The sequence below is a fragment of the Ramlibacter sp. genome (assembly GCA_019635435.1).
Lineage (GTDB): Bacteria > Pseudomonadota > Gammaproteobacteria > Burkholderiales > Burkholderiaceae_C > JAHBZM01.
Genome location: JAHBZM010000001.1, coordinates 418,359 through 436,623, shown reverse-complemented (window position 1 = coordinate 436,623; position 18,265 = coordinate 418,359). Strand labels below are relative to the sequence as shown.

The 18,265-nt window shown below is 66.4% G+C and carries 23 protein-coding genes; 10 read left to right on the top strand and 13 right to left on the bottom strand.

Annotated features, from left to right (window positions below; genetic code table 11):
* Window positions 1–136: 136 nt before the first annotated feature.
* The 4 genes from KF796_02105 to dcm are packed head-to-tail and all read right to left on the bottom strand — an operon-like array spanning window position 137 to window position 3,300.
* Window positions 137–1,321 carry a restriction endonuclease gene (locus tag KF796_02105; protein ID MBX3585409.1) on the bottom strand — a complete coding sequence of 395 codons (1,185 nt, stop codon included), beginning with the start codon at window positions 1,319–1,321 and terminating at the stop codon, window positions 137–139.
* A complete protein-coding gene (vsr, locus tag KF796_02100; GenBank protein MBX3585408.1) occupies window positions 1,318–1,713 on the bottom strand; it encodes a DNA mismatch endonuclease Vsr in 396 nt (131 codons plus the stop codon). Before vsr ends, KF796_02105 begins: the two co-directional genes overlap by 4 nt.
* Before the next feature lie 32 nt (window positions 1,714–1,745).
* Window positions 1,746–2,021, bottom strand: coding sequence for a hypothetical protein (locus tag KF796_02095; GenBank protein ID MBX3585407.1), 276 nt, complete (start codon window positions 2,019–2,021; stop codon window positions 1,746–1,748).
* A gap of 16 nt (window positions 2,022–2,037) precedes the next feature.
* Window positions 2,038–3,300 carry a DNA (cytosine-5-)-methyltransferase gene (dcm, locus tag KF796_02090; protein ID MBX3585406.1) on the bottom strand — a complete coding sequence of 421 codons (1,263 nt, stop codon included), beginning with the start codon at window positions 3,298–3,300 and terminating at the stop codon, window positions 2,038–2,040.
* Between the two features lie 393 nt (window positions 3,301–3,693).
* Here dcm and KF796_02085 point away from each other — a divergent pair, with 393 nt between their 5' ends.
* The gene (locus KF796_02085; protein MBX3585405.1) at window positions 3,694–4,116 is read left to right on the top strand and encodes a DNA-binding protein; all 423 of its coding nucleotides are present in this window, start codon (window positions 3,694–3,696) and stop codon (window positions 4,114–4,116) included.
* A gap of 113 nt (window positions 4,117–4,229) precedes the next feature.
* A complete protein-coding gene (locus KF796_02080; GenBank protein MBX3585404.1) occupies window positions 4,230–4,844 on the top strand; it encodes a 3'-5' exonuclease in 615 nt (204 codons plus the stop codon).
* Window positions 4,845–4,873: 29 nt separating this feature from the next.
* Here the strand turns inward: KF796_02080 and KF796_02075 are convergent, their stop codons facing one another.
* Window positions 4,874–5,554 (bottom strand): hypothetical protein, encoded by a 681-nt coding sequence (locus KF796_02075; protein MBX3585403.1) that lies wholly within the window; start codon window positions 5,552–5,554, stop codon window positions 4,874–4,876.
* A 44-nt stretch (window positions 5,555–5,598) separates the two neighbouring features.
* On the opposite strand from KF796_02075, the gene KF796_02070 reads away from it, so the two are divergent.
* From KF796_02070 to KF796_02045, 6 genes are all read left to right on the top strand, one after another.
* Window positions 5,599–5,847: a hypothetical protein gene (locus KF796_02070; protein ID MBX3585402.1), complete on the top strand. Its 249-nt coding sequence runs from the start codon at window positions 5,599–5,601 to the stop codon at window positions 5,845–5,847.
* Complete coding sequence (locus KF796_02065; protein ID MBX3585401.1) at window positions 5,792–6,259, top strand: hypothetical protein; 468 nt, start codon at window positions 5,792–5,794, stop codon at window positions 6,257–6,259. The genes KF796_02070 and KF796_02065 overlap by 56 nt, the downstream gene beginning before the upstream one ends.
* Window positions 6,260–6,317: 58 nt before the next feature.
* The gene (locus tag KF796_02060; GenBank protein ID MBX3585400.1) at window positions 6,318–6,719 is read left to right on the top strand and encodes a VOC family protein; all 402 of its coding nucleotides are present in this window, start codon (window positions 6,318–6,320) and stop codon (window positions 6,717–6,719) included.
* A 122-nt stretch (window positions 6,720–6,841) separates the two neighbouring features.
* A complete protein-coding gene (locus KF796_02055; protein MBX3585399.1) occupies window positions 6,842–7,420 on the top strand; it encodes an NnrU family protein in 579 nt (192 codons plus the stop codon).
* Between the two features lie 72 nt (window positions 7,421–7,492).
* Window positions 7,493–8,719 carry a Fic family protein gene (locus tag KF796_02050; GenBank protein MBX3585398.1) on the top strand — a complete coding sequence of 409 codons (1,227 nt, stop codon included), beginning with the start codon at window positions 7,493–7,495 and terminating at the stop codon, window positions 8,717–8,719.
* A gap of 12 nt (window positions 8,720–8,731) precedes the next feature.
* Window positions 8,732–9,712 (top strand): alpha/beta fold hydrolase, encoded by a 981-nt coding sequence (locus KF796_02045; GenBank protein ID MBX3585397.1) that lies wholly within the window; start codon window positions 8,732–8,734, stop codon window positions 9,710–9,712.
* Window positions 9,713–9,817: 105 nt separating this feature from the next.
* Here the strand turns inward: KF796_02045 and KF796_02040 are convergent, their stop codons facing one another.
* From KF796_02040 to minC, 4 genes are all read right to left on the bottom strand, one after another.
* Window positions 9,818–10,189: a DUF4148 domain-containing protein gene (locus KF796_02040; protein ID MBX3585396.1), complete on the bottom strand. Its 372-nt coding sequence runs from the start codon at window positions 10,187–10,189 to the stop codon at window positions 9,818–9,820.
* Between the two features lie 306 nt (window positions 10,190–10,495).
* Complete coding sequence (gene minE / locus KF796_02035; protein ID MBX3585395.1) at window positions 10,496–10,762, bottom strand: cell division topological specificity factor MinE; 267 nt, start codon at window positions 10,760–10,762, stop codon at window positions 10,496–10,498.
* Between the two features lie 3 nt (window positions 10,763–10,765).
* A complete protein-coding gene (gene minD / locus KF796_02030; GenBank protein ID MBX3585394.1) occupies window positions 10,766–11,581 on the bottom strand; it encodes a septum site-determining protein MinD in 816 nt (271 codons plus the stop codon).
* A gap of 29 nt (window positions 11,582–11,610) precedes the next feature.
* Window positions 11,611–12,408 (bottom strand): septum site-determining protein MinC, encoded by a 798-nt coding sequence (minC, locus tag KF796_02025; GenBank protein MBX3585393.1) that lies wholly within the window; start codon window positions 12,406–12,408, stop codon window positions 11,611–11,613.
* A gap of 181 nt (window positions 12,409–12,589) precedes the next feature.
* On the opposite strand from minC, the gene KF796_02020 reads away from it, so the two are divergent.
* On the top strand, window positions 12,590–13,747 hold the full coding sequence (locus KF796_02020) for a metallophosphoesterase (GenBank protein MBX3585392.1): 1,158 nt from the start codon (window positions 12,590–12,592) through the stop codon (window positions 13,745–13,747).
* Between the two features lie 97 nt (window positions 13,748–13,844).
* Window positions 13,845–14,186: a hypothetical protein gene (locus KF796_02015; GenBank protein ID MBX3585391.1), complete on the top strand. Its 342-nt coding sequence runs from the start codon at window positions 13,845–13,847 to the stop codon at window positions 14,184–14,186.
* Between the two features lie 7 nt (window positions 14,187–14,193).
* On the opposite strand, the gene KF796_02010 is transcribed toward KF796_02015, so the two are convergent.
* The 4 genes from KF796_02010 to KF796_01995 are packed head-to-tail and all read right to left on the bottom strand — an operon-like array spanning window position 14,194 to window position 18,186.
* A complete protein-coding gene (locus tag KF796_02010) occupies window positions 14,194–15,186 on the bottom strand; it encodes a UPF0104 family protein (protein MBX3585390.1) in 993 nt (330 codons plus the stop codon).
* Entirely contained in the window at window positions 15,183–16,169 is a 987-nt protein-coding gene (locus KF796_02005; GenBank protein MBX3585389.1) for a UPF0104 family protein, read from the bottom strand. Before KF796_02005 ends, KF796_02010 begins: the two co-directional genes overlap by 4 nt.
* Complete coding sequence (gene clsB / locus KF796_02000; protein ID MBX3585388.1) at window positions 16,166–17,425, bottom strand: cardiolipin synthase ClsB; 1,260 nt, start codon at window positions 17,423–17,425, stop codon at window positions 16,166–16,168. The genes KF796_02005 and clsB overlap by 4 nt, the downstream gene beginning before the upstream one ends.
* Window positions 17,422–18,186, bottom strand: coding sequence for an endonuclease/exonuclease/phosphatase family protein (locus tag KF796_01995; protein ID MBX3585387.1), 765 nt, complete (start codon window positions 18,184–18,186; stop codon window positions 17,422–17,424). Before KF796_01995 ends, clsB begins: the two co-directional genes overlap by 4 nt.
* Window positions 18,187–18,265: the final 79 nt, after the last annotated feature.

Here is an 18,265-nt window from a genome sequence, read left to right as displayed (position 1 = left end):
TCGTCCGCGAGCAAGATTGTTGGTGCTTCTTGGTGAGCACCCGATCGGCAGTCCTCTGTTAGCTCAGTGGGAGAGTCTCTTTTTCTTGGGCTACGCATGTTATGTGCCCAAGGATCGTTGGGTTTAGTCGTAGGCACTAGCGTACGAGAAGAATGAACTCGCCGAGTCCAATTAGCCAACTTTGCTGGGATTCAGAGTAGGTCTTCTTCACGGACGGGGGGACTACTAGCTGTACGCGGTGGGCCTGCATCTCGTCGGTTTGCGATTTCGATATCGCGGTCTCGAGGGTGAAGAGGTGCTTTTCAGGAATGCGCTCTGCCTCAGCGAGTATCTGCCGCCACCGATCCTTGCATGTTGATTTCGCCGCGAGCATTCGCAAGGGAGGTGACTTCATTCTTGGGTCGGCGTAGGCCATGGCGCTGGGAAACAGAAAATCTGGGCGCGCATTGCCCTCTGTCTTCGCGCCTCGTTGGTAGAGCGTGCCTGTTGCCTTAAAGATGGCCTCCAGATGATTCTCGAGTGCATGGCCAACGCGCGATTTTCTTCGATTCTGTACCGAGAGAGAAAGGTCAATAAAAGCATCGACAGTCTCAAATGGCTCTTCAAGTTGCACAGAGACGATTGCGCGTTCCAGGCTCCGAAAGAGACGCTCCTCCTGCTTCATCCACTCTTCCAGCGCTTGGTCCGGAGAAGCTAAAGGGTCAGCATGCTTGCCGAGAGTCTCACGAGCAAATGCTGAAAACTCCTTTGTAGGTGGAAACCGCAGGCCGAATTTGTCAACCATTCGGTCCAGCATTTCGTCAGCAGCGTCAACCGCTTCTATGCCAAGAGCGTCCAAGATGCTTCGTGAAGCGATGTCCAAATCACCTGTGCTGATGCTGCTGTCAATTTCCCATTGCTGCTTTGCCTCGTCAATGTCGAATAAGTAACGTACTCGCCGCTCATCTTCGCTACCGGGTCTTGCAATGGCGATTAGTAGCTCACCGGTTGTCAGTGCGCCGACAAGACAGAAGTCACCCTCACGAAGCTGCTCTGTTACTAAGTTGTTTTTGTAGTACAGCCGATATTCGGGTGCCCGATGCGGCTGATTGAGGCGAGCGTCGTAGTAAGTCACATCGTCGCGGCAGGACTCCGGTTGTTCCGTATCGGGATTGAAGAATAAGAAAGTCGCCTTGAAGCGAAGCTTTGCGTTGCCGGGTGTTCCAAGGATCGCCGTGAACTTGTTGGAGCCGATTTCATGCTGGTTAGAGCTTGGGGTGGCATCAACGGCACTGAGATATTTGCTCGCCGTACCTTTGAAGTACGTGCTGAGAGATGTCATGGTGAACCTTTGGCAAGAATTCTTGAGACGCGGTTAACTGCCGGATTTGGCAATGTGTAGCGAGTCTTTTTCAGCTCGCACTCCCAGACTGTAAGAACACGCCAGCCTAGGCGCAAGAGCTCCTTCTTGGTGTTGGCATCCCTCAAAGCGTTGCCTTCAAGCTTGTCGCGCCAGAAGGCTTGGTTGCTCTTGGGCCATTTAAAGTACTCGCAAGTATGGCGATGCCAGAAGCAGCCATGAATGAAAACAACGGTCCGTCGTGAGGGCAGAACGAGATCTGGCTTACCAGGCAATCCCGCCCCACCGAGTCGATACCGGAATCCTTGTGCGTGAAGGGCTTTGCGAAGGAAGAGTTCTGGAGTGGTGTTTGCCCCGCGGATGCCGGACATCATCCGACTGCGCGTGGCTGCGTCTACAACGTCCGTCACTGGGGGCGAATTCCTAAGGCTTTTTGAAAATAGCGCAGACAAACGTCGTAGACTTTATCGCCGTGCATTTCAAACATTTTTTCAACAGCAGCGTCCAATTTCCGACATTCGTCAGCGGTAAACGTGGGGCGACCAGTGACAACATTGACAATGTTCTCCGCCGGTTCATCTGGGTGATAGAGCAGCCCGGCCTTTTGCATCTTGTAGAACCAGCGGTTCATTGCAAAGGCTGAAGCATTCGGCAGGTCTGGGATGCGCGGGGCGGTTTGCATGGTTAGGCTCCGGTGTTCAGGCTGCGAGCAGTTCACGATCCGGTCGAGCTGGTTCGCAAATCATTGGCTGCATGGCTCGCGCGACAGCTTCCATCACGGGAACCACCACCGAGTTGCCAAACTGCTTGTAGGCACGTGTATCTGACACCGGAATCTTGAAGCTGTCCGGAAAGCCCATGAGGCGCGCGCATTCGCGTGGTGTCAGTCGGCGAGGGTTCTTTTTGCTCCCCTGACTAAACAGGATTTCGGAGCCGTCCTTGTAGTAGCGGGCAGATAGCGTACGAGTCACACTCTTGGGCGTCACGAGTCCGAAGCCAAAGCCATTGCCTGCTGCCTGGTGCTTCTGTTTGTAGTTCTGAAGGTAGGTCCAAAGGTTGTCGGTCAGCGTGTACTTCTCCAGCACCTTGCCTTTGGTATGGTCGTAGTACTTTGACATGTCCGACTCAATATTGGGTTCGCCTGTTTTCTTGTGAAGAACTTCGCCCAGAGTGTGCAGGCCCTTGCTCGGCAGGTCCACCATGTCCCAGTCAAAGATGACCGGATCGCGGAAGCCGATGATGATGATGCGCTCGCGATGCTGCGGCACAAAATGCGCCCCGTCGATGACTTTGAAGAATACCTGGTAGCCAAGGTCTTCACGTAAAACGCGCTGTATGACGTCAAACGTGCGACCCTTGTCGTGTGATTGCAGGTTCTTCACGTTCTCCAGCAAGAAGGCACGTGGGCGCTTCTTTTCAATGATTCTCGCTACGTCAAAAAACAAGGTGCCTTGAGTTTCATCTGCGAAGCCATGCGCACGGCCCAGTGCATTTTTCTTGGACACGCCTGCGATGGAGAACGGCTGGCAAGGAAAGCCCCCTAACAATACGTCGTGGTCGGGTACGTCTTCTGCGTCAATCTTTGTAATGTCGCCATTTAGCGGATGGCCACCGGGGAAGTTCTCCATATATGTCTTCTGCGCGTATGAATCCCACTCGCTTGTGAACACGCATTCGCCGCCGATCGCCTCAAACGCAAGTCGGATACCCCCAATGCCGGCAAATAGATCAATAAACCTGAAGTCACCGCGGCGGCCCGGTAATGGGCCGAAATTGAGCAGGCGTTGCAACTCGGCCGCGACGTGAGCGGGAGGTAGCAATTCGCCCGTTTCCCATCGGCGCAGATGTCGGGCGGTTACGCCAAGGTGTCTGGCAACGGTTTCCTGGTTATGTGTTTTTCGCGCAGCAGCCAAGTAGGCGATGGTGGCGGTGTGGTCTTGGGTGGATAGTGGTTTTGTCATACGGCGGGAATAATTTCGGACATTTTGTCCGGTTTTTGTCCCCATGTAAATCCATCCAGTATTTATTTTGCGCTGGCGGGTCCGCATACCGCTACTGCGCCACCCCTCCCCCACCCACCGCGCATACCGAAAATCCCTGATCCCCTGCACCTTCCCTCCGCCAAGCGCCAGCACCACCGCATACCCCGGGCGGCCGGCGCCTTCGTCGGCTTTGGTGTCCACCCATAGCCCAGGCTGCCCTCCACGTTGATGGGCATCTCGCACAAGCCGTCAAAGTCCTTGGCGTTGACGCGCTCGGGGATCCAGAACCGCTGCGTGGAGCCGCCGGCGCAGACCAGGATCGCTCCGGTCAGGTGGTTCGACGGGCGTTGAAGGCGTGGGCACAATGGCGCGATGCTTCACATCGAAGTCCTGCGCCTTGCCCCCGGCGACGACCTGCGCGCCGCGCTGGAGCGTGCCTACGCGGCCCTTGCGCAGGCCCACGGCGTGCAGGCCGGCTGCGTGGTGTCGGCGGTGGGCAGCCTGCAGGGCGCGGTGCTGCGCTACGCGGCGCAGGACGCGGGCACGGCCATCAGCGGGCCGCTGGAGCTGCTGACGCTCTCGGGCACCTTCAGCGCCAACGGGCCGCACCTGCATGCCAGCGTGTCGCGGGCCGACGGCACGGTGCTGGGCGGCCACCTGCTGGCGGGCTGCACGGTGCGCACCACGGCCGAGGTGGTGCTGGCGCTGTTGCCGCAGTGGCAGTTCAGCCGCCAGGTGGATGCAGCCACGGGTTATGCCGAGCTGGTGGCCGCCAGAATGGCCGGTTCTGAATGAAGAAGGGCTGGAGTCCAGACGGGGCGGCCACTGCGCGCTATCAAAAACGGAGCAAATGGCGGGTCAGGCGCCGCCCTCCCAGCCGCACCACCTCCTGCCGCTAGACTCGCGGCATGACCCGCATGGCCGTGATCGACTTTGAAACCACGGGCCTGTCGCCCGCGCAGGGCGACCGGGCCACCGAGGTGGCGATTGTGTTGCTGGAGCGCGGGCAGGTGGTGGACCGCTTCCAGTCGCTGATGAACGCGGGCGTGCGTATCAATTCGTTCATCGAGTCGTACACCGGCATTAGCAACCACATGATTCTCGCCGCGCCGCCCGCGCACGAGGTCATGGCCGATGCCAGCCGCTTTGTGGGCAACGCGCCCATGGTGGCGCACAACGCCGCGTTTGACCGGCGCTTCTGGGCGGCCGAGCTGGCGCGGCTGGGGCAGGTGGCGGCGCAGCCGTTTGCCTGCACGCTGCTGCTGGCGCGCCGGCTCTACCCGCAGGCGCCCAACCACCGGCTGGGCACGCTGGCGGCCTGGCACGCGCTGCCACCGGCCGGCCGCGCGCACCGGGCGCTGGCCGATGCCGAGGTGGCGGCCCAGCTGCTGGCACGCATCCAGGCCGACCTGTGCGCGCAGTTCTCGCTGGCCGACGCGGGCCATGCGCTGCTGATGAAGCTGCAGGCCTGCCAGCGCCAGGCGCTGCCCGCCACGGTGCGGCGGCATGCGGCGCTGGCGTGAGGCCGGGGTGAGCCGCCTGTGCGCGCCAGCTACTGGCAGCGCAGCCGGTATTGCTCGTCGCGGTGCTTCTTGCGCCGCGCGGCCAGATCGTCCTGCTCCCAGGCGCTGAGCGGCTGGCGGGCCCGCGCGTCGATCCACTTGATGGCGTCGTCGTGGTAGGCACAGACCCGTTTCTTCCACTGCTCAGGCGCTTCCGCGGGTGCGGCGGGCGGGGGTGTGCCCTGGGCGATGGCTTCCGGCAGGGGCAGCGCGGCCGGTGAGGCGGGCACGCGGTCCACAACATTGACCGCAGGATTGACGTTGACCGCAACCGCCCTGGCGTTGGACGGGCAGGGCTGGTCGGTGTAGGTGGTCAATCCGTTGACGATGCACTTGGTCACCTGGGCGGGCTGCACGCTGTCGGGCTGTTCTGCGGTGGGCGGTGTGGGCGGCAGCTGGCGGCTTGCCTGGGCCGGGCTCTGGCGCGCCGCAGGCTCGGCGCGCCCGGGGGCCGAGGGTGGCGCCGCAGGCTGGGCAGACGCAGCGGGGGGCGGCGTGCGGGCCTGCTGCTGGCCTTGCTGCCACCAGGTGATGGCCCGGTAACAGGCCAGAGCCATCACGCCCCAGAAAAGAATGATCCAGAGCGTGGAGAGGGCAGAGGGCTCTGGTGCGCTGAAAACGCGCTTGCCTTCCTGCCGCGCGTGCGCGTAGTCCCGGTCTGCAAAACCCATGGCCATCCCCTTTTTTGTGGTCATCTACTTTAGCCTCCGCGCAGGTGTTTTTCACGCTGGTCATGGTGGGGCTGATCAAGCACAATCGTGCGATGAAGATGCAGCGGGTCATCCACAAGCAATCCTTGCATGCGCAAGAGGCGCATGCCATGCGTGACTTGCAGTACTGGCTGTCGCAGCCCGTGCAGGCGCGGTTGGCCGCGGTGGAAGTGTTGCGCAATCAGATGGCGGGGCAGGATGCTGAACGAAGACTTCAAAGAGTTTGCCGCATTACTTCACTCAAACAAGGTTGATTATCTGATCGTGGGTGGGTACGCGCTCGCCGCGTATGGGCATCCTCGGTACACGGGCGACCTCGATTTCTGGGTCGGCACCGACGCAGCCAATGCGCAGCGGTTGCTGGCTGCGCTCGAGGCCTTTGGGTTTGGTGCGCTGGGCGTGGGCCTGGATGACCTCACCCGACCTGAGCGTGTGATTCAACTGGGCTACCCGCCAAGGCGCATTGATCTGCTGACCAGCATCGACGGGGTCGAGTTTGCGGCGTGTTTTGCGCGACGGATGGAAGTCGCGCTGGATGGACTCACGCTGAACTTCATCGGGCTCGATGATTTCAAGAGCAACAAGCGGGCGACGGGGCGGTACAAGGATCTTGCCGACCTTGATGCGCTGGACGGGCCGGCGGAAGACGCTGCGCCACCCTCCTGACACGCCCACGCCCCCCGCGTTGCTAGCCTTGCGGCTTGTTCAACCCACAGGAGCGGCCATGTCCGAGCTTTCCCCCAGTGTGATGTCCCACGTGTCGGTGGGCACCAACGACTACCCGCGCGCCAAGGCGTTTTATGACGCGGTGCTGGCCACGCTGCAGATCCGCTGCGTGATGGATTTCCCGGGCGGGGCGGGCTATGGCCGCGCCTTCCCCGAGTTCTGGGTGCAGACGCCGCACGACGGCGGGCGCGCCAGCCTGGGCAATGGCGTGCATGTGGCGTTTCTGGCCAATTCAATGGCCGAGGTGCAGGCCTTTCACGCCCAGGCGCTGGCGCTGGGCGGCACCGATGACGGCGCGCCGGGCCTGCGGCCGGAGTACGGCGGCGACTACTACGCGGCCTTTGTGCGCGACCTGGACGGCCACAAGATCGAGGCCATGCTGCTGATCCAGCCCGCCTGAGGCCTGTTGGCGGCAGTTCATGGATCAAAAGTGGCTGGAGTCCAGGCGGGGCGGCCACTGTCAGCTATGAAAAGCGTAGCAAACCGGCGCGCATAATCGGCCCATTGAACGGAGGTCACACCATGGGCATGCTGATTCTGGGGCTGGTGATTTTTCTGGGCGTGCACTCGGTGCGCATCGTGGCCGACGACTGGCGCACCCAGGTGATGGCAAAGCGTGGCGAGGGCCTGTGGAAAGGCCTGTATGCGGCGCTGTCGGTGCTGGGCTTTGTGCTGATCTGCTGGGGCTATGGCCTGGCGCGCCAGCAGCCGGTGGTGTTGTGGAGCCCGCCGCGCGCCATGAACCATGTGGCGGCGTTGTTCACGCTGCTGGCGTTTGTGCTGCTGGCCGCCACCTATGTGCCGCGCAACCACCTCAAGGCGCGCGTGCACCACCCGATGGTGGCGGGCGTCAAGCTGTGGGCCTTGGCCCACCTGCTGGCCAATGGCAACCTGGCCGACGTGCTGCTGTTTGGCTCGTTCCTGGTGTGGGCGGTGCTGAGCTTTCGCGCTGCCCGCCAGCGCGACCGCGCCGCCGGCACCACCTATCCGCCCGGCACGGCGCAGGGCACGGTCATCACCGTGGTGGTGGGGGCGGTGGCCTGGGCCGTGTTTGCGTTCTGGGCCCATGGCGCGCTGATCGGGGTGCGGCCGCTGGGCTAGGCTTGTCGCATCCAATGTCGCAAAAAATCCCGCATAACTTCCATAAAACTGTTATGTGACATATAGTTAGCGATGGCTTCCATCTCGCAGGCTTTCGCGCTGTATGACCACCCGGCTCAGATGGAGCCGCTGCTGCCCGGCGGCGGGCCGCTGGGGCCGTTGCTGGAGCAGGCGCATGACCTGCAGCGCGCGGCAGACCGCTTGAGCGGGCTGTGCCAGCCGGGGGCGCTGGCGGGCCTGCGCGACCTGTTGCGGGCCATGAACTCCTATTACTCCAACAAGATTGAGGGGCAGCACACGCTGCCGCGCGAGCTGGAGCAGGCGCTGCGCAACGACTATTCCGCCGATGCCGACAAGGCACGGCGGCAGCGCCTGGCCCTGGCGCACATGGCCACCGAAGCCAGCCTGGAGGCCCGCTGGGGCAACTGGCCGCTCAAGCAGGTGTGGTCCAGCCAGATGGTGCAGGACATTCACCAGGACCTGTTTGCCCGGCTGCCAGAGGCAGACCGGCTGCTGCCCGAGGGCGACGTGCTGGCCCCGGGCGTCTGGCGTGACCGCGAGGTCAGTGTGGGCCGGCACGCCGCCCCGGCGCAGGCGGCGCTGAGCGCCTTTCTTGAGCGCTGGGCCTCTTTTTATGGCGAGGTACGCCGGGGTGAGTTGCAGGTGGTGGCCATGGCGACGGCCCATCACCGGCTGGCGTGGATCCATCCGTTTCGCGACGGCAATGGCCGGGTGGCCCGGCTGCATACCCACCTGGTGCTGGGCAAGCTGGGGCTGACGAACGGGCTGTGGTCGCCGCTGCGGGGCTTTGCCCGCACCCAGGACCGCTATTACGCGCTTCTGGCCGCAGCCGACGAGCCGCGTGCCGGCGACCTGGACGGCCGGGGCAACCTGTCTGAGCGTGCGCTGGCCGAATGGACGGGCTATGTGCTGGGCGCTTGCCAGGACCAGGTGGCGTTCATGACGCAGGCGCTGGACCTGGCGTCGATGAAAGACCGCATGGCGGCCTGTCTGGGCTTCGAGCAAAGCGTGGTGCAGCAGGGTGTGAGGGCCGAGTCGCTGCGGGCACTGCACTACCTTTTTGCGACGCAGGCTGAACTGGAGCGCAGCGACTTCAAGGCCATGCTGGGGCTGGGCGACCGCCTGGCCACCGCGCAGGTGGCGGCGTTGCTCAGGCGCGGGCTGGTGGCCAGCGACTCGCCCTACGGCAAGCTGCGCTTTGCCGTGCCACTGCATGCACTGCGCTTTTATTTCCCGCGCCTGTGGCCCGAAGCCGAGGCCGACGCGGGGAACGGCTAAGCTGCGGCCCCTATGAAACTCCTTTTCAAATCCCTCCTGCTGGTCCTGGCCGGCGCTTTGTTCTTTGCCGTGGTGGGCGTGGTGCTGACCTGGGCGCCCGACAAGCCGGTGAGCGAGCTCACGGCGCGCTGGGCGCAGCCCCCCTCGCGTTTTGTGGCGGTGCAGGGCATGCAGGTGCACCTGCGCGACGAAGGGCCGGGCGCGGGCGCGCCGCAGCCTGCGGGCGACGAGGCCCTGCCCATCGTGCTGCTGCACGGCACCTCGGCCAGCCTGCACACCTGGCAGGGCTGGGCCGAGGCGCTGCGCGGCCAGCGCCGGGTGATCCGGTTTGACCTGCCGGGCTTTGCCCTGACCGGGCCGCAGCCGCAGGCCGACTATTCGATCGACGCCTATGTGCGCTTTGTGATCGGCGTGATGGACCAGCTGGGCGTGCAGCGCTTTGTGCTGGCGGGCAATTCGCTGGGCGGGCAGATCGCCTGGGCCACGGCGGTGGCGCACCCGCAGCGGGTGCAGAAGCTGGTGCTGGTGGATGCGGCGGGCTATGCGTTCGTGCCCAAGTCGGTGCCCATTGGTTTCCAGATCGCGCGCATGCCCGCGCTGCGGCCGCTGATGGAGAACACGCTGCCGCGCGGGCTGATTGAAAGCAGCGTGCGCAATGTCTATGGCGACCCGGCCCGGGTCACGCCCGCGCTGGTGGACCTGTATTACGACATGACGCTGCGCGAGGGCAACCGCCACGCGCTGGGCCAGCGGCTGGCCCAGATGTCGCCCGAGGCCGTGGCGCAGCGCGCGGACCGCATCGCCACCCTCAAGCTGCCCACGCTCATCCTGTGGGGCGGGCAGGACCGCTTGATCCCGCCAGAGAACGCGCAGCGTTTTGCCAAAGACATTGGCGGCAGCCAGCTCGTGGTGTTCGACGACCTGGGCCATGTGCCGCACGAAGAAGACCCGGCACGCACGGTGGCGGCAGTGAAGAAGTTTCTGGGTTTGTAGGCGCGCGGCAGGCCTGGCCCCGTCCATTGCCCCGCCCATGAAGAAAGCCGCCCGAGGGCGGCTTTTTGCTTGCGGACGGGGGGCGGGCGCTGGGCCCGCTGCCGTTTATTGCGCGTTGTTGGCGGGCGTGCCAGCCAGCGTGAGGTTGCTGCTGGTGCGGGCCGCGGCCACGTTGTTGGCCAGGTAGGCGGCGCCGCTGTCTTCGCCGTTCAGGGCGGCGACTTCAGCGCGGTCAGCCACGTACTCGGCGCGCACCTGGGCCGCCGTTTTGGTGGACTGGAAGCCCGCCAGCTGGTTGTACTGGATGGACCAGGGGTTCACGCCGGCCTTCTTGAACTGGCTCAGTTCGGCTTGCACTTCAGCGCGGGTCTTGGTGCTGGTGAAGGGCGTGTTGTCGATGGTGATGTCGTCGGCAAAAGCGTTGCCGGCGGTCACGGCGGCCAGGGCGATGGCGAGGGTAGCGAGGTTGCGGTTCATGATGAGGTTCCTTTCAAAGTTAATAAACATCCCGGGCATGGCGGGCTTCATCGGTCCCGTCTGTCCAGCCTCGGTGAGTCGTTTGCAATTCGTTTGCGGCTCATCGATGGATGAAATGTAGTGCGGGTAAACCCTGAGATAAAGAGGCGTTCCGGTGAAAGCCTGTTTCTGCGACGGAAACAGTCGGAAGTCCAGAGCTGGCGGGCACTGTGTGCTAGCAAAACAATAGCAAAAGCCGGCAACCCTTGAAAAAAGGCGGCCGGCTTTGGGGGGTGCGGCGGGGCCGCACGGGGGTGGTTGGGGCGCTCAGTAGCGCGTGTCGGGCAACTCGATCTTGACTTCAAGCACTTCGAGGTTGTCCTGGCGGTCCATCTGCACCTTGATGTCGTCGGGGTTGATCTTGATGTACTTGCTGATCACGGCCACCAGGTCGCGCTGCAGCGCGGGCAGGTAGTCGGGCTCGGCGGCGTTGCGGCCGCTGCGCTCGTGCGCCAGGATGATCTGCAGCCGCTCCTTGGCGACGCTGGCGGTCTTCTTTTTTTCGCCCAGCAGGAATGAGAAGAATGAAGCCATGCCTTACTTCCCCCCGAACAGGCGCCGCAGCAGGCCCTGCTTCTGCGCGTCCACGAAGCGCAGGGGCTTGTCCTCGCCCAGGAAGCGGTCGATCACGTCCTTGTAGGCCTCGCTCACGTCGGTGCCCTTCAGGTGCACGGCGGGCATGCCCTGGTTGGAGGCGGTGAGCACGCTGTCGCTCTCGGGGATCACGCCAATCAGCTTGATGCGCAGGATGTCCTGGATGTCCTCGAGCGAGAGCATCTGGCCCTGGTCCACGCGGTTGGGGTTGTAGCGGGTGATCAGCAGGTGCTCCTTGATCGGGTCCTTGCCTTCAATCGCGCGTTTGGTCTTGCTGCTGAGCATGCCCAGGATGCGGTCGGAATCGCGCACGCTGGACACCTCGGGGTTGGTCACCACCAAGGCCTCGTCGGCAAAGTGCATGGCCATGAGCGCGCCGGTCTCGATGCCCGCGGGCGAGTCGCAGACGATGTACTCAAAGTCCATGGCGGCCAGGTCGGTCAGCACCTTCTCCACGCCGTCCTTGCTCAGCGCGTCCTTGTCGCGGGTCTGCGAGGCGGCCAGCACGAACAGGTTGTCGCACTGCTTGTCCTTGATCAGGGCCTGGTTGAGGTTGGCCTCGCCCTGGATGACGTTGATGAGGTCGTACACCACGCGCCGCTCGCAGCCCATGATCAGGTCCAGGTTGCGCAGGCCCACGTCGAAGTCGATGACGGCGGTCTTGTGGCCGCGCAGGGCCAGGCCGGAGGCAAAGCTGGCGCTGGTGGTGGTTTTGCCCACGCCGCCCTTGCCGGAGGTCACAACGATGATTTTTGCCATGGGTTTGTCCTTGAATAAACGGGGTGGGGTCAGGCCTTGAGGGCGGCCATGACCAGTTTGCCTTCGGCGCCGCCGTCCAGCCGCACCTGGGTGGGCTTGCCCCACACGTCGGCGGGCAGCGCCACTTCGCTGGTGCGGTAGACACCGGCGATGGAAATGAGTTCGGGCTCCAGGCACAGCGAGAAGATGCGGGCCTCGGTGTTGCCGCGCGCCCCTGCAATGGCCTTGCCGCGCAGCGGGGCGTACACATGGATGTGGCCGTCGGCGATGACTTCGGCCCCGGCGTTGACCATGCTCATGACCACGAGGTCGCGGCCGCGGGCATAGACCTGCTGGCCCGAGCGCAGCGGCTTGTCGATGACCAGGGCCGAGGGGTCGGCCAGCACCGTCGGCGCGGCCGGGGCGGGCGCCGGTGCCGGTGGGCTGGGGGCACCGTTGGCGCTGGGGGCCGCCTCAGCCGCGCTGTCCTTGCGGCGCACCGGGCCGGTGCTGGCGTCGGGCGCGGGGATCAGGCCGGCGGCCTGGGCGGCGTGCATCTGCGCGGGGCTGCCGCCACGCGCGGCCAGCGGCGCGACGCGGAAGTTGCGCAGCAGCGTGACCAGCGCGCGGAAGTCCAGCGTGGCGTCGGCGTGCGCGGCCTGCAGCGGCGTGAGGTCGAGCACCATGGGCTCGTTGTCAAAAAAGTCGGGGATGTCGCCGAACCGGGCGGTGAGTTCCTGCGCCAGCAGGGCCAGATCGGGGGACTTCAACAGCAGCGCCACCAGGGGCAGGTTGGCGCTTTTGATCTCGAACGTGGCAGGCGCACGGCCTGCGAGGGCAACGGTCATTGAGGGTGATGTGGGGGTAGGCAAAAGGCCGCGAATCTTAACAGCCGGGCATGACCGGCCTGTGAGGAGCTGCAACAGCAAATAATGAGCCAGAAATGAGGCTGTGGCGCCGCCCTTGAACCAGGCCGCCGTGCCTTGCATGTGTAAGCTCCCACTTCACCGCCGCTTGCGGCTGCCTGCCATGCCCCTTTACCTGATCTCTGCCCTGCTGCACGCCTATGTGGGCTGGCGCGTGGTGCCCGCGCTGGCGGCCTGGCCGGTGGCGCAGGCGCTGCTGCTGATGACCCTGGTGGCCTCGGCCGTGCTCATGCCCATGGGCCTGGGCGGGCGGCGCGGCGCGCGCGGGCCCTGGGCCGAGCGGCGGGTGCTGGCGGGGCTGCTGTTCATGGGCCTGTTCTCCAGCCTGTTTGTGCTCACGGTGCTGCGAGACGTGTTGCTGCTGCTGGCCGTGATCGTGTTTGCCTGGCGGCCGGCGGCGCTGCCCGTGGGGCCGCTGCGCGAATGGACGGCGGCGGCCGTGCCGCTGCTGGGCCTGCTGGCCACGGGGCTGGGCTTCTGGAACGCGCGGCGCACGGCGGCCGTGGTGCGCGTGGACGTGCCGCTGGCCAACCTGCCGGCCGGCCTGCATGGCTTCACCGTGGCGCAGATCAGCGACATCCATGTGGGCCCGACCATCAAGCACGGCTACCTGAGCGCCATCGTGGCGCGCGTCAACAGCCTGGGCGCTGACATGGTGGCCATCACCGGCGACCTGGTGGACGGCCGGGTGCCCGAGCTGGCGGCGCACGTGGCACCGCTGGCGCAGCTGCGCTCGCGCCACGGCAGCTACTTTGTGACCGGCAACCACGAGTACTACTCGGGCGCGCATGCCTGGATCGACGAGCTGCGCCGCCTGGGCGTGCAGGTGCTGATGAACGAGCATGTGGTGCTGCGCCATGGCCCGCTGGACCGCGCCGTGGACGATGCAGCGCTGCTGGTGGCCGGCGTGGCCGACTACAGCGCCCACCAGTTCGACCCGGCCCACCGCAGCGACCCGCAGGCGGCCCTGCATGGCGCGCCCGATCACGCGCGCGTGCGCCTGCTGCTGGCGCACCAGCCGCGCAGCGCCGCCGCGGCGGCCCGGGCGGGGTTTGACCTGCAGCTGTCGGGCCACACGCATGGCGGGCAGTTCTGGCCCTGGAACCTGTTTGTGCGGCTGCAGCAGCCCTTCACGGCCGGGCTGCACCGGCTGGGCAGCCTGTGGGTCTACACCAGTCGCGGCACCGGCTACTGGGGGCCGCCCAAGCGCTTTGGCGCGCCGTCGGAAATCACGCTGCTGCGCCTGGTGCCCGCGGGCTGAGCCGCCGTCCTACAGCAACTGGCGCGCCCGGCGTGCCTGCGGGGCGCGTCGGCCGCACCACACTGGAAGCTCAAGGACTCACCCCAGGAGGTGTGTGATGACAAGGCTTCAATCAACCCGTTCGATCCGCTGCCCGGGCGTGGCCGCGTTGGCCCTGGCGCTGGCCCCGTCCCTGGGTTTGGCACAAGGCACTGGCGCGGCCATCGCGGCCGAGGGCCGGCCCGCCATGTCCGGTGCGCAGGGTGGCATGGGGACCCAGCCGGGCCTGGCCCAGGGCGGGCTGGGCATGCAGGATGCGCCCAGCCAGGTCACGGTGCCGCTCAAGCGACGCGATCACAAGGACCAGCCACTGGCCACCGTTACCACCAGCCTGCCGGCCGTGACGCCCACCGTGACCCTGGCGCCCATGGACGCGCGCCGCAAGGCCGCCAAACATTGAGCGGGTGCTAGGCGGGTGGCCGGCCCACCGGCGCACGTGACTCCACCGCCAGGTAGGCCAGCGCGGCCAGCAGCAGCGGCCCCCAGTAGTACAGCGCGCGGTAGATCAGCAGCGCGGCCAGCAGTTCGGGTGCCGGGACGTTGTGCGACAGCAGGGCCACAAACACGGCCTCCTGCACGCCCAGGCCCGCGGGCACGCGGGTGGCAATGCCCGCGACCACGCCCACGAGGTAAACGCTGGCCACGGCCGCGAACGGCACGCGCTGGTCCAGCAGCACCCAGATCACGGCGGCAATCAGCAGCCAGTTGAGCGTGGAGATGGCCAGCTGCAAAAGGGCCATGCCCGGCCCGGGCAGACGGATCTCGTGGCCGCGCCAGTGCCAGTGGCGCCGCGGTGAGCCGGCGCAGGCAGCCAGGTAGGCCAGCGCCAGCAGCAGCAGCAGCCCGCCCAGCAGGCGCAAGGCCGCGGCACTCACATGCCAGGCCGGCGGCAGGGCCAGGGGCAGCATGAGGAAGGTGGCGCCGGCCAGCGCGAGGTAGCCAAACCAGTTGGTCCACATGCTCAGCGCCATCACGCGCAGTGTGGTGGCCGTGGGCAGGCCCAGCCGCGTGTACAGCCGCAGCCGCATGGCGCCGCCGCCCACGATGGCGCCAAAGTTCAGGTTGAAGGCATAGCTGATGAAGGTGACCAGCATGGCGGCGCCCGCGTGCAGGCGGTGGCCGGTGTAGCGCCGCCCCAGCAGGTCGAAGCAGCTGTACACCGCATGCCCGGCCGCGGCCACCAGCGCGGCGGCCAGCAGCACAGGGGTTGGCGTGGCCTCGGCGGCGGCCAGCACCGCCAGCCAGTCCACCTTGCCGGCCTGCCAGACCAGCAGGCCAACCACGGCACCGGCAAACAGCAGCAGCGCGCCGCGCGACAGCCAGCGCCAGTGGCTGTGGCCCTGCAGCCGCTGCCACAGCGGCGGGCGCGGCAGGAGGCTGGCGCGGGGCGTGGGGTTCATGGTCGGCGGCGGGTGCGGGTGCGGGCTTCGAGCCAAGGGTACAGGATGGCGGCCAGTGCCAGTGGCACCAGGTAATAGATCGCGCGGTAGGCCATGAGGGCGGCCAGCAGCCGGGTCTCGCCCACCTGCGCGCCCAACAGGGCGATGAACACCGCCTCGAGCACGCCCAGGCCGGCCGGCACATAGGTCACCACGCCGGCAATGGCCGCCAGCAGGTACACCGCGAGCACGGCGGTGAACGGGACCTGGCGCTCCAGCAGCACCCAGATCAGCGTGGCCACCAGCAGCCAGTTGGCGCAGGACATGGCCAGTTGCAGCCAGGCCATGCGCGCGCCGGGCAGGGGCAGCGCCTGCCCGCGCCAGGACCAGGTGCGGCCGGGCCACAGGCTGGCCAGGCCCACATAGCCGGCGGCCAACACGATCAGCACGGCGCCCAGCGCGCGCAGGGCGGCCTGGGGGACCTGCCAGGCCGCGGGCAGCGCGGGCGGGACCACGGCAAACACCAGGCCGGCCAGCAGCAGGTAGCCCAGCCAGTTGGTCAGCAGGCTGACGCCCAGCACGCGCGTGATGGTGCCGCCCTTCAGGCCGAAGCGCGAGTACAGCCGGAAGCGAAAGCCCACGCCCCCGATCAGCGAGCCCAGGTTGAGGTTGAAGGCGTAGCTGGCGAAGGTGATGCCCATCACGGTCAGCGTGGGCAGCTTGTGGCGGGTGTACTGGCGCCCCAGCAGGTCGAAGCAGCTGTACAGCGCGTGGCTGGCGGTGGCCAGCGCCAGCGCGGTCGCCAGCACGCCCACGGGCTTGCGCCAGACCGCGGCGGCCACGCCGGGCCAGTCCACCGTGCGCGCATGGTCCACCAGCAGCCAGCCGATCAGCCCGAAGAAGGCGAGCGTGAGGGCCCGGCGCGCCCAGGGCCACCAGGCGCGGCTGGTCAGGCCGGTCACGGGGGAGTCAAGGGCGGCGGCGCCCGGCTGCACGGGGCTCATGGGCGGGTGCAGTCAGGCAGGGCGTCGGGTGCGCTGGCCGGGGCCAGCTGCGGGGTGTGGGACGGCAGCAACCGGGCCCAGGCGGGGTAGTGGCGCAGCAGGTGGAACACCAGGTAGCTGCGCAGCAGGCGCCAGGCGCCCGGGGCCTTGTCGCTGTCGGCCGTGACCTGCCGGCAGCTGTGGTTCATGAGCAGGCTGAGCCGGCCGGCCAGGTGCTGGTTGAACGCGGGGTCGCGGACGATGACATTGGCCTCCAGGTTGAGCGACAGGCTCATGGGGTCGAGGTTGCTGGAACCCACGGTGGCCCAGGCGTCATCCACCACCGCCACCTTGCCGTGCAGCGGCCGGTCGGTGTATTCGTAGATGCGCACGCCGGCCTTGAGCAGGTGCTGGTAGAGCAGGCTGGCCGCGGTGCGCGCAATGGGCATGTCGGGCTGGCCCTGCAGGATCAGCCGCACATCCACGCCACGGCGCGCGGCGTGGCGCAGCGCCTTGATGAAGCGGTAGCCGGGGAAGAAATAGGCGTTGGCGATCACCACGCGCTGGCGCGCGGTGCGCAGCGCGGCGCGGTAGTGGCGCTCGATGTCGTTGGGGTGCTGGTGGTTGTCGCGCGTGACGAACAGCGCCTGCGCCTGGCCGGCCGGCGGCAGTTCGGCGGCATGGGCACGCAGCCGGGCGCGCCGGCGCCACCACTGGCGCACGCCGCGCTGGCTGCGCTGGCCGGCGGCCAGGGCGCTGTGGCAAAAGCGCTGGATCTGCGCGACCACCGGGCCGCGCACGGCCACGGCGTAGTCCTGCTTGGCCGTGGGGCCGAAGTCGGCCAGGTGGTCGGCCGAGTAGTTGATGCCGCCAACAAAGGCCAGCTCGCCATCGACCACCACGATCTTGCGGTGCATGCGGCGCAGCACGCTGGTGCGCCAGCCCAGCAGCACGGGCGTGGGGTCGAACACGTGCACGCGGGCGCCGGCAGCGGTGAGCTCGTTGACATACTCCGCCGACAGGCCGGCGCTGCCCCAGCCGTCGACCGTGACGTCGACCTGCACGCCGCGCTGCGCGGCCGCGAGCAGCGCGGCCTTGAGTTGCTGGCCGACCTTGTCCTCGAACAGGATGAAGGTTTCGAGCAGCACCTCGCGCTGCGCGCCGGCGATGGCCTCGAACACGGCGGGGAAGAAGGCCTCGCCGTTTTCCAGCAGCTCGAAGCGGTTGCCGTCGGTCCAGGACCGGCGCTCGGCGTTGGGGGCGGCTGCGGTGTTCACAGGTGGATCTCCGCGGCCAGTGGTGCATGGTCCGACAGGTGCGACCACGGCTTGCGCGGCAGCACCACGGGCAGGTGGGCCGTGGCGTTGCGCACGTAGATGCGGTCCAGCGACAGCAGCGGCCAGCGCGCGGGGAAGGTGCGCGCGGCCTCGCCGTAGGCCTGCACAAATACTTCGCGCAGGCCGGCGCCACGCGCCAGGATGTCGTGGGCGCGGCGGCGCCAGTCATTGAAGTCGCCCGCCACGATCAGCGGGGCGTCAGGCGGAATCTCGTTGCGCGCGACCTTGCACAGCAGCTCCAGCTGCTGCACGCGGTGGGATTCCTGCAAACCCAGGTGCACGCAGATCACATGCACGTCCAGATTCCGCTCGGGCAGGTGCAGCGCGCAGTGCAGCAGGCCGCGCCGCTCGGGGCCTAGCACCGAGGCGTCGTGGTTGCGGTAGTGCACGATGGGGAACTTGGACATCACCGCGTTGCCATGGTGGCCGCTGGGGTAGACCACGTTGCGGCCATAGGCGTACTGCGGCCAGATGCTGTCGGCCATGAACTCGTAGTGCGGCTCCTGCGGGAAATGCGCGAACCGGCGCTGATGGCGGATGTGGCTGCCCAGCACTTCCTGCAGGAACACCACATCGGCACCGACCTTGCGCACCGCTTCGCGCAACTCCGGCAGGATGAAGCGGCGGTTGAAGGCGTTGAAGCCCTTGTGGATGTTGACCGTCATGACGGTCAGTGGCGGATGGATGTCGGTGTCGCTCATGAGCCCCGGGGAGAGTCCTGTGGTTGGCAGGACTCTGTTGTACCCGCGGGGCGCGCGCATGGCTGTAGGACGGGGGGCA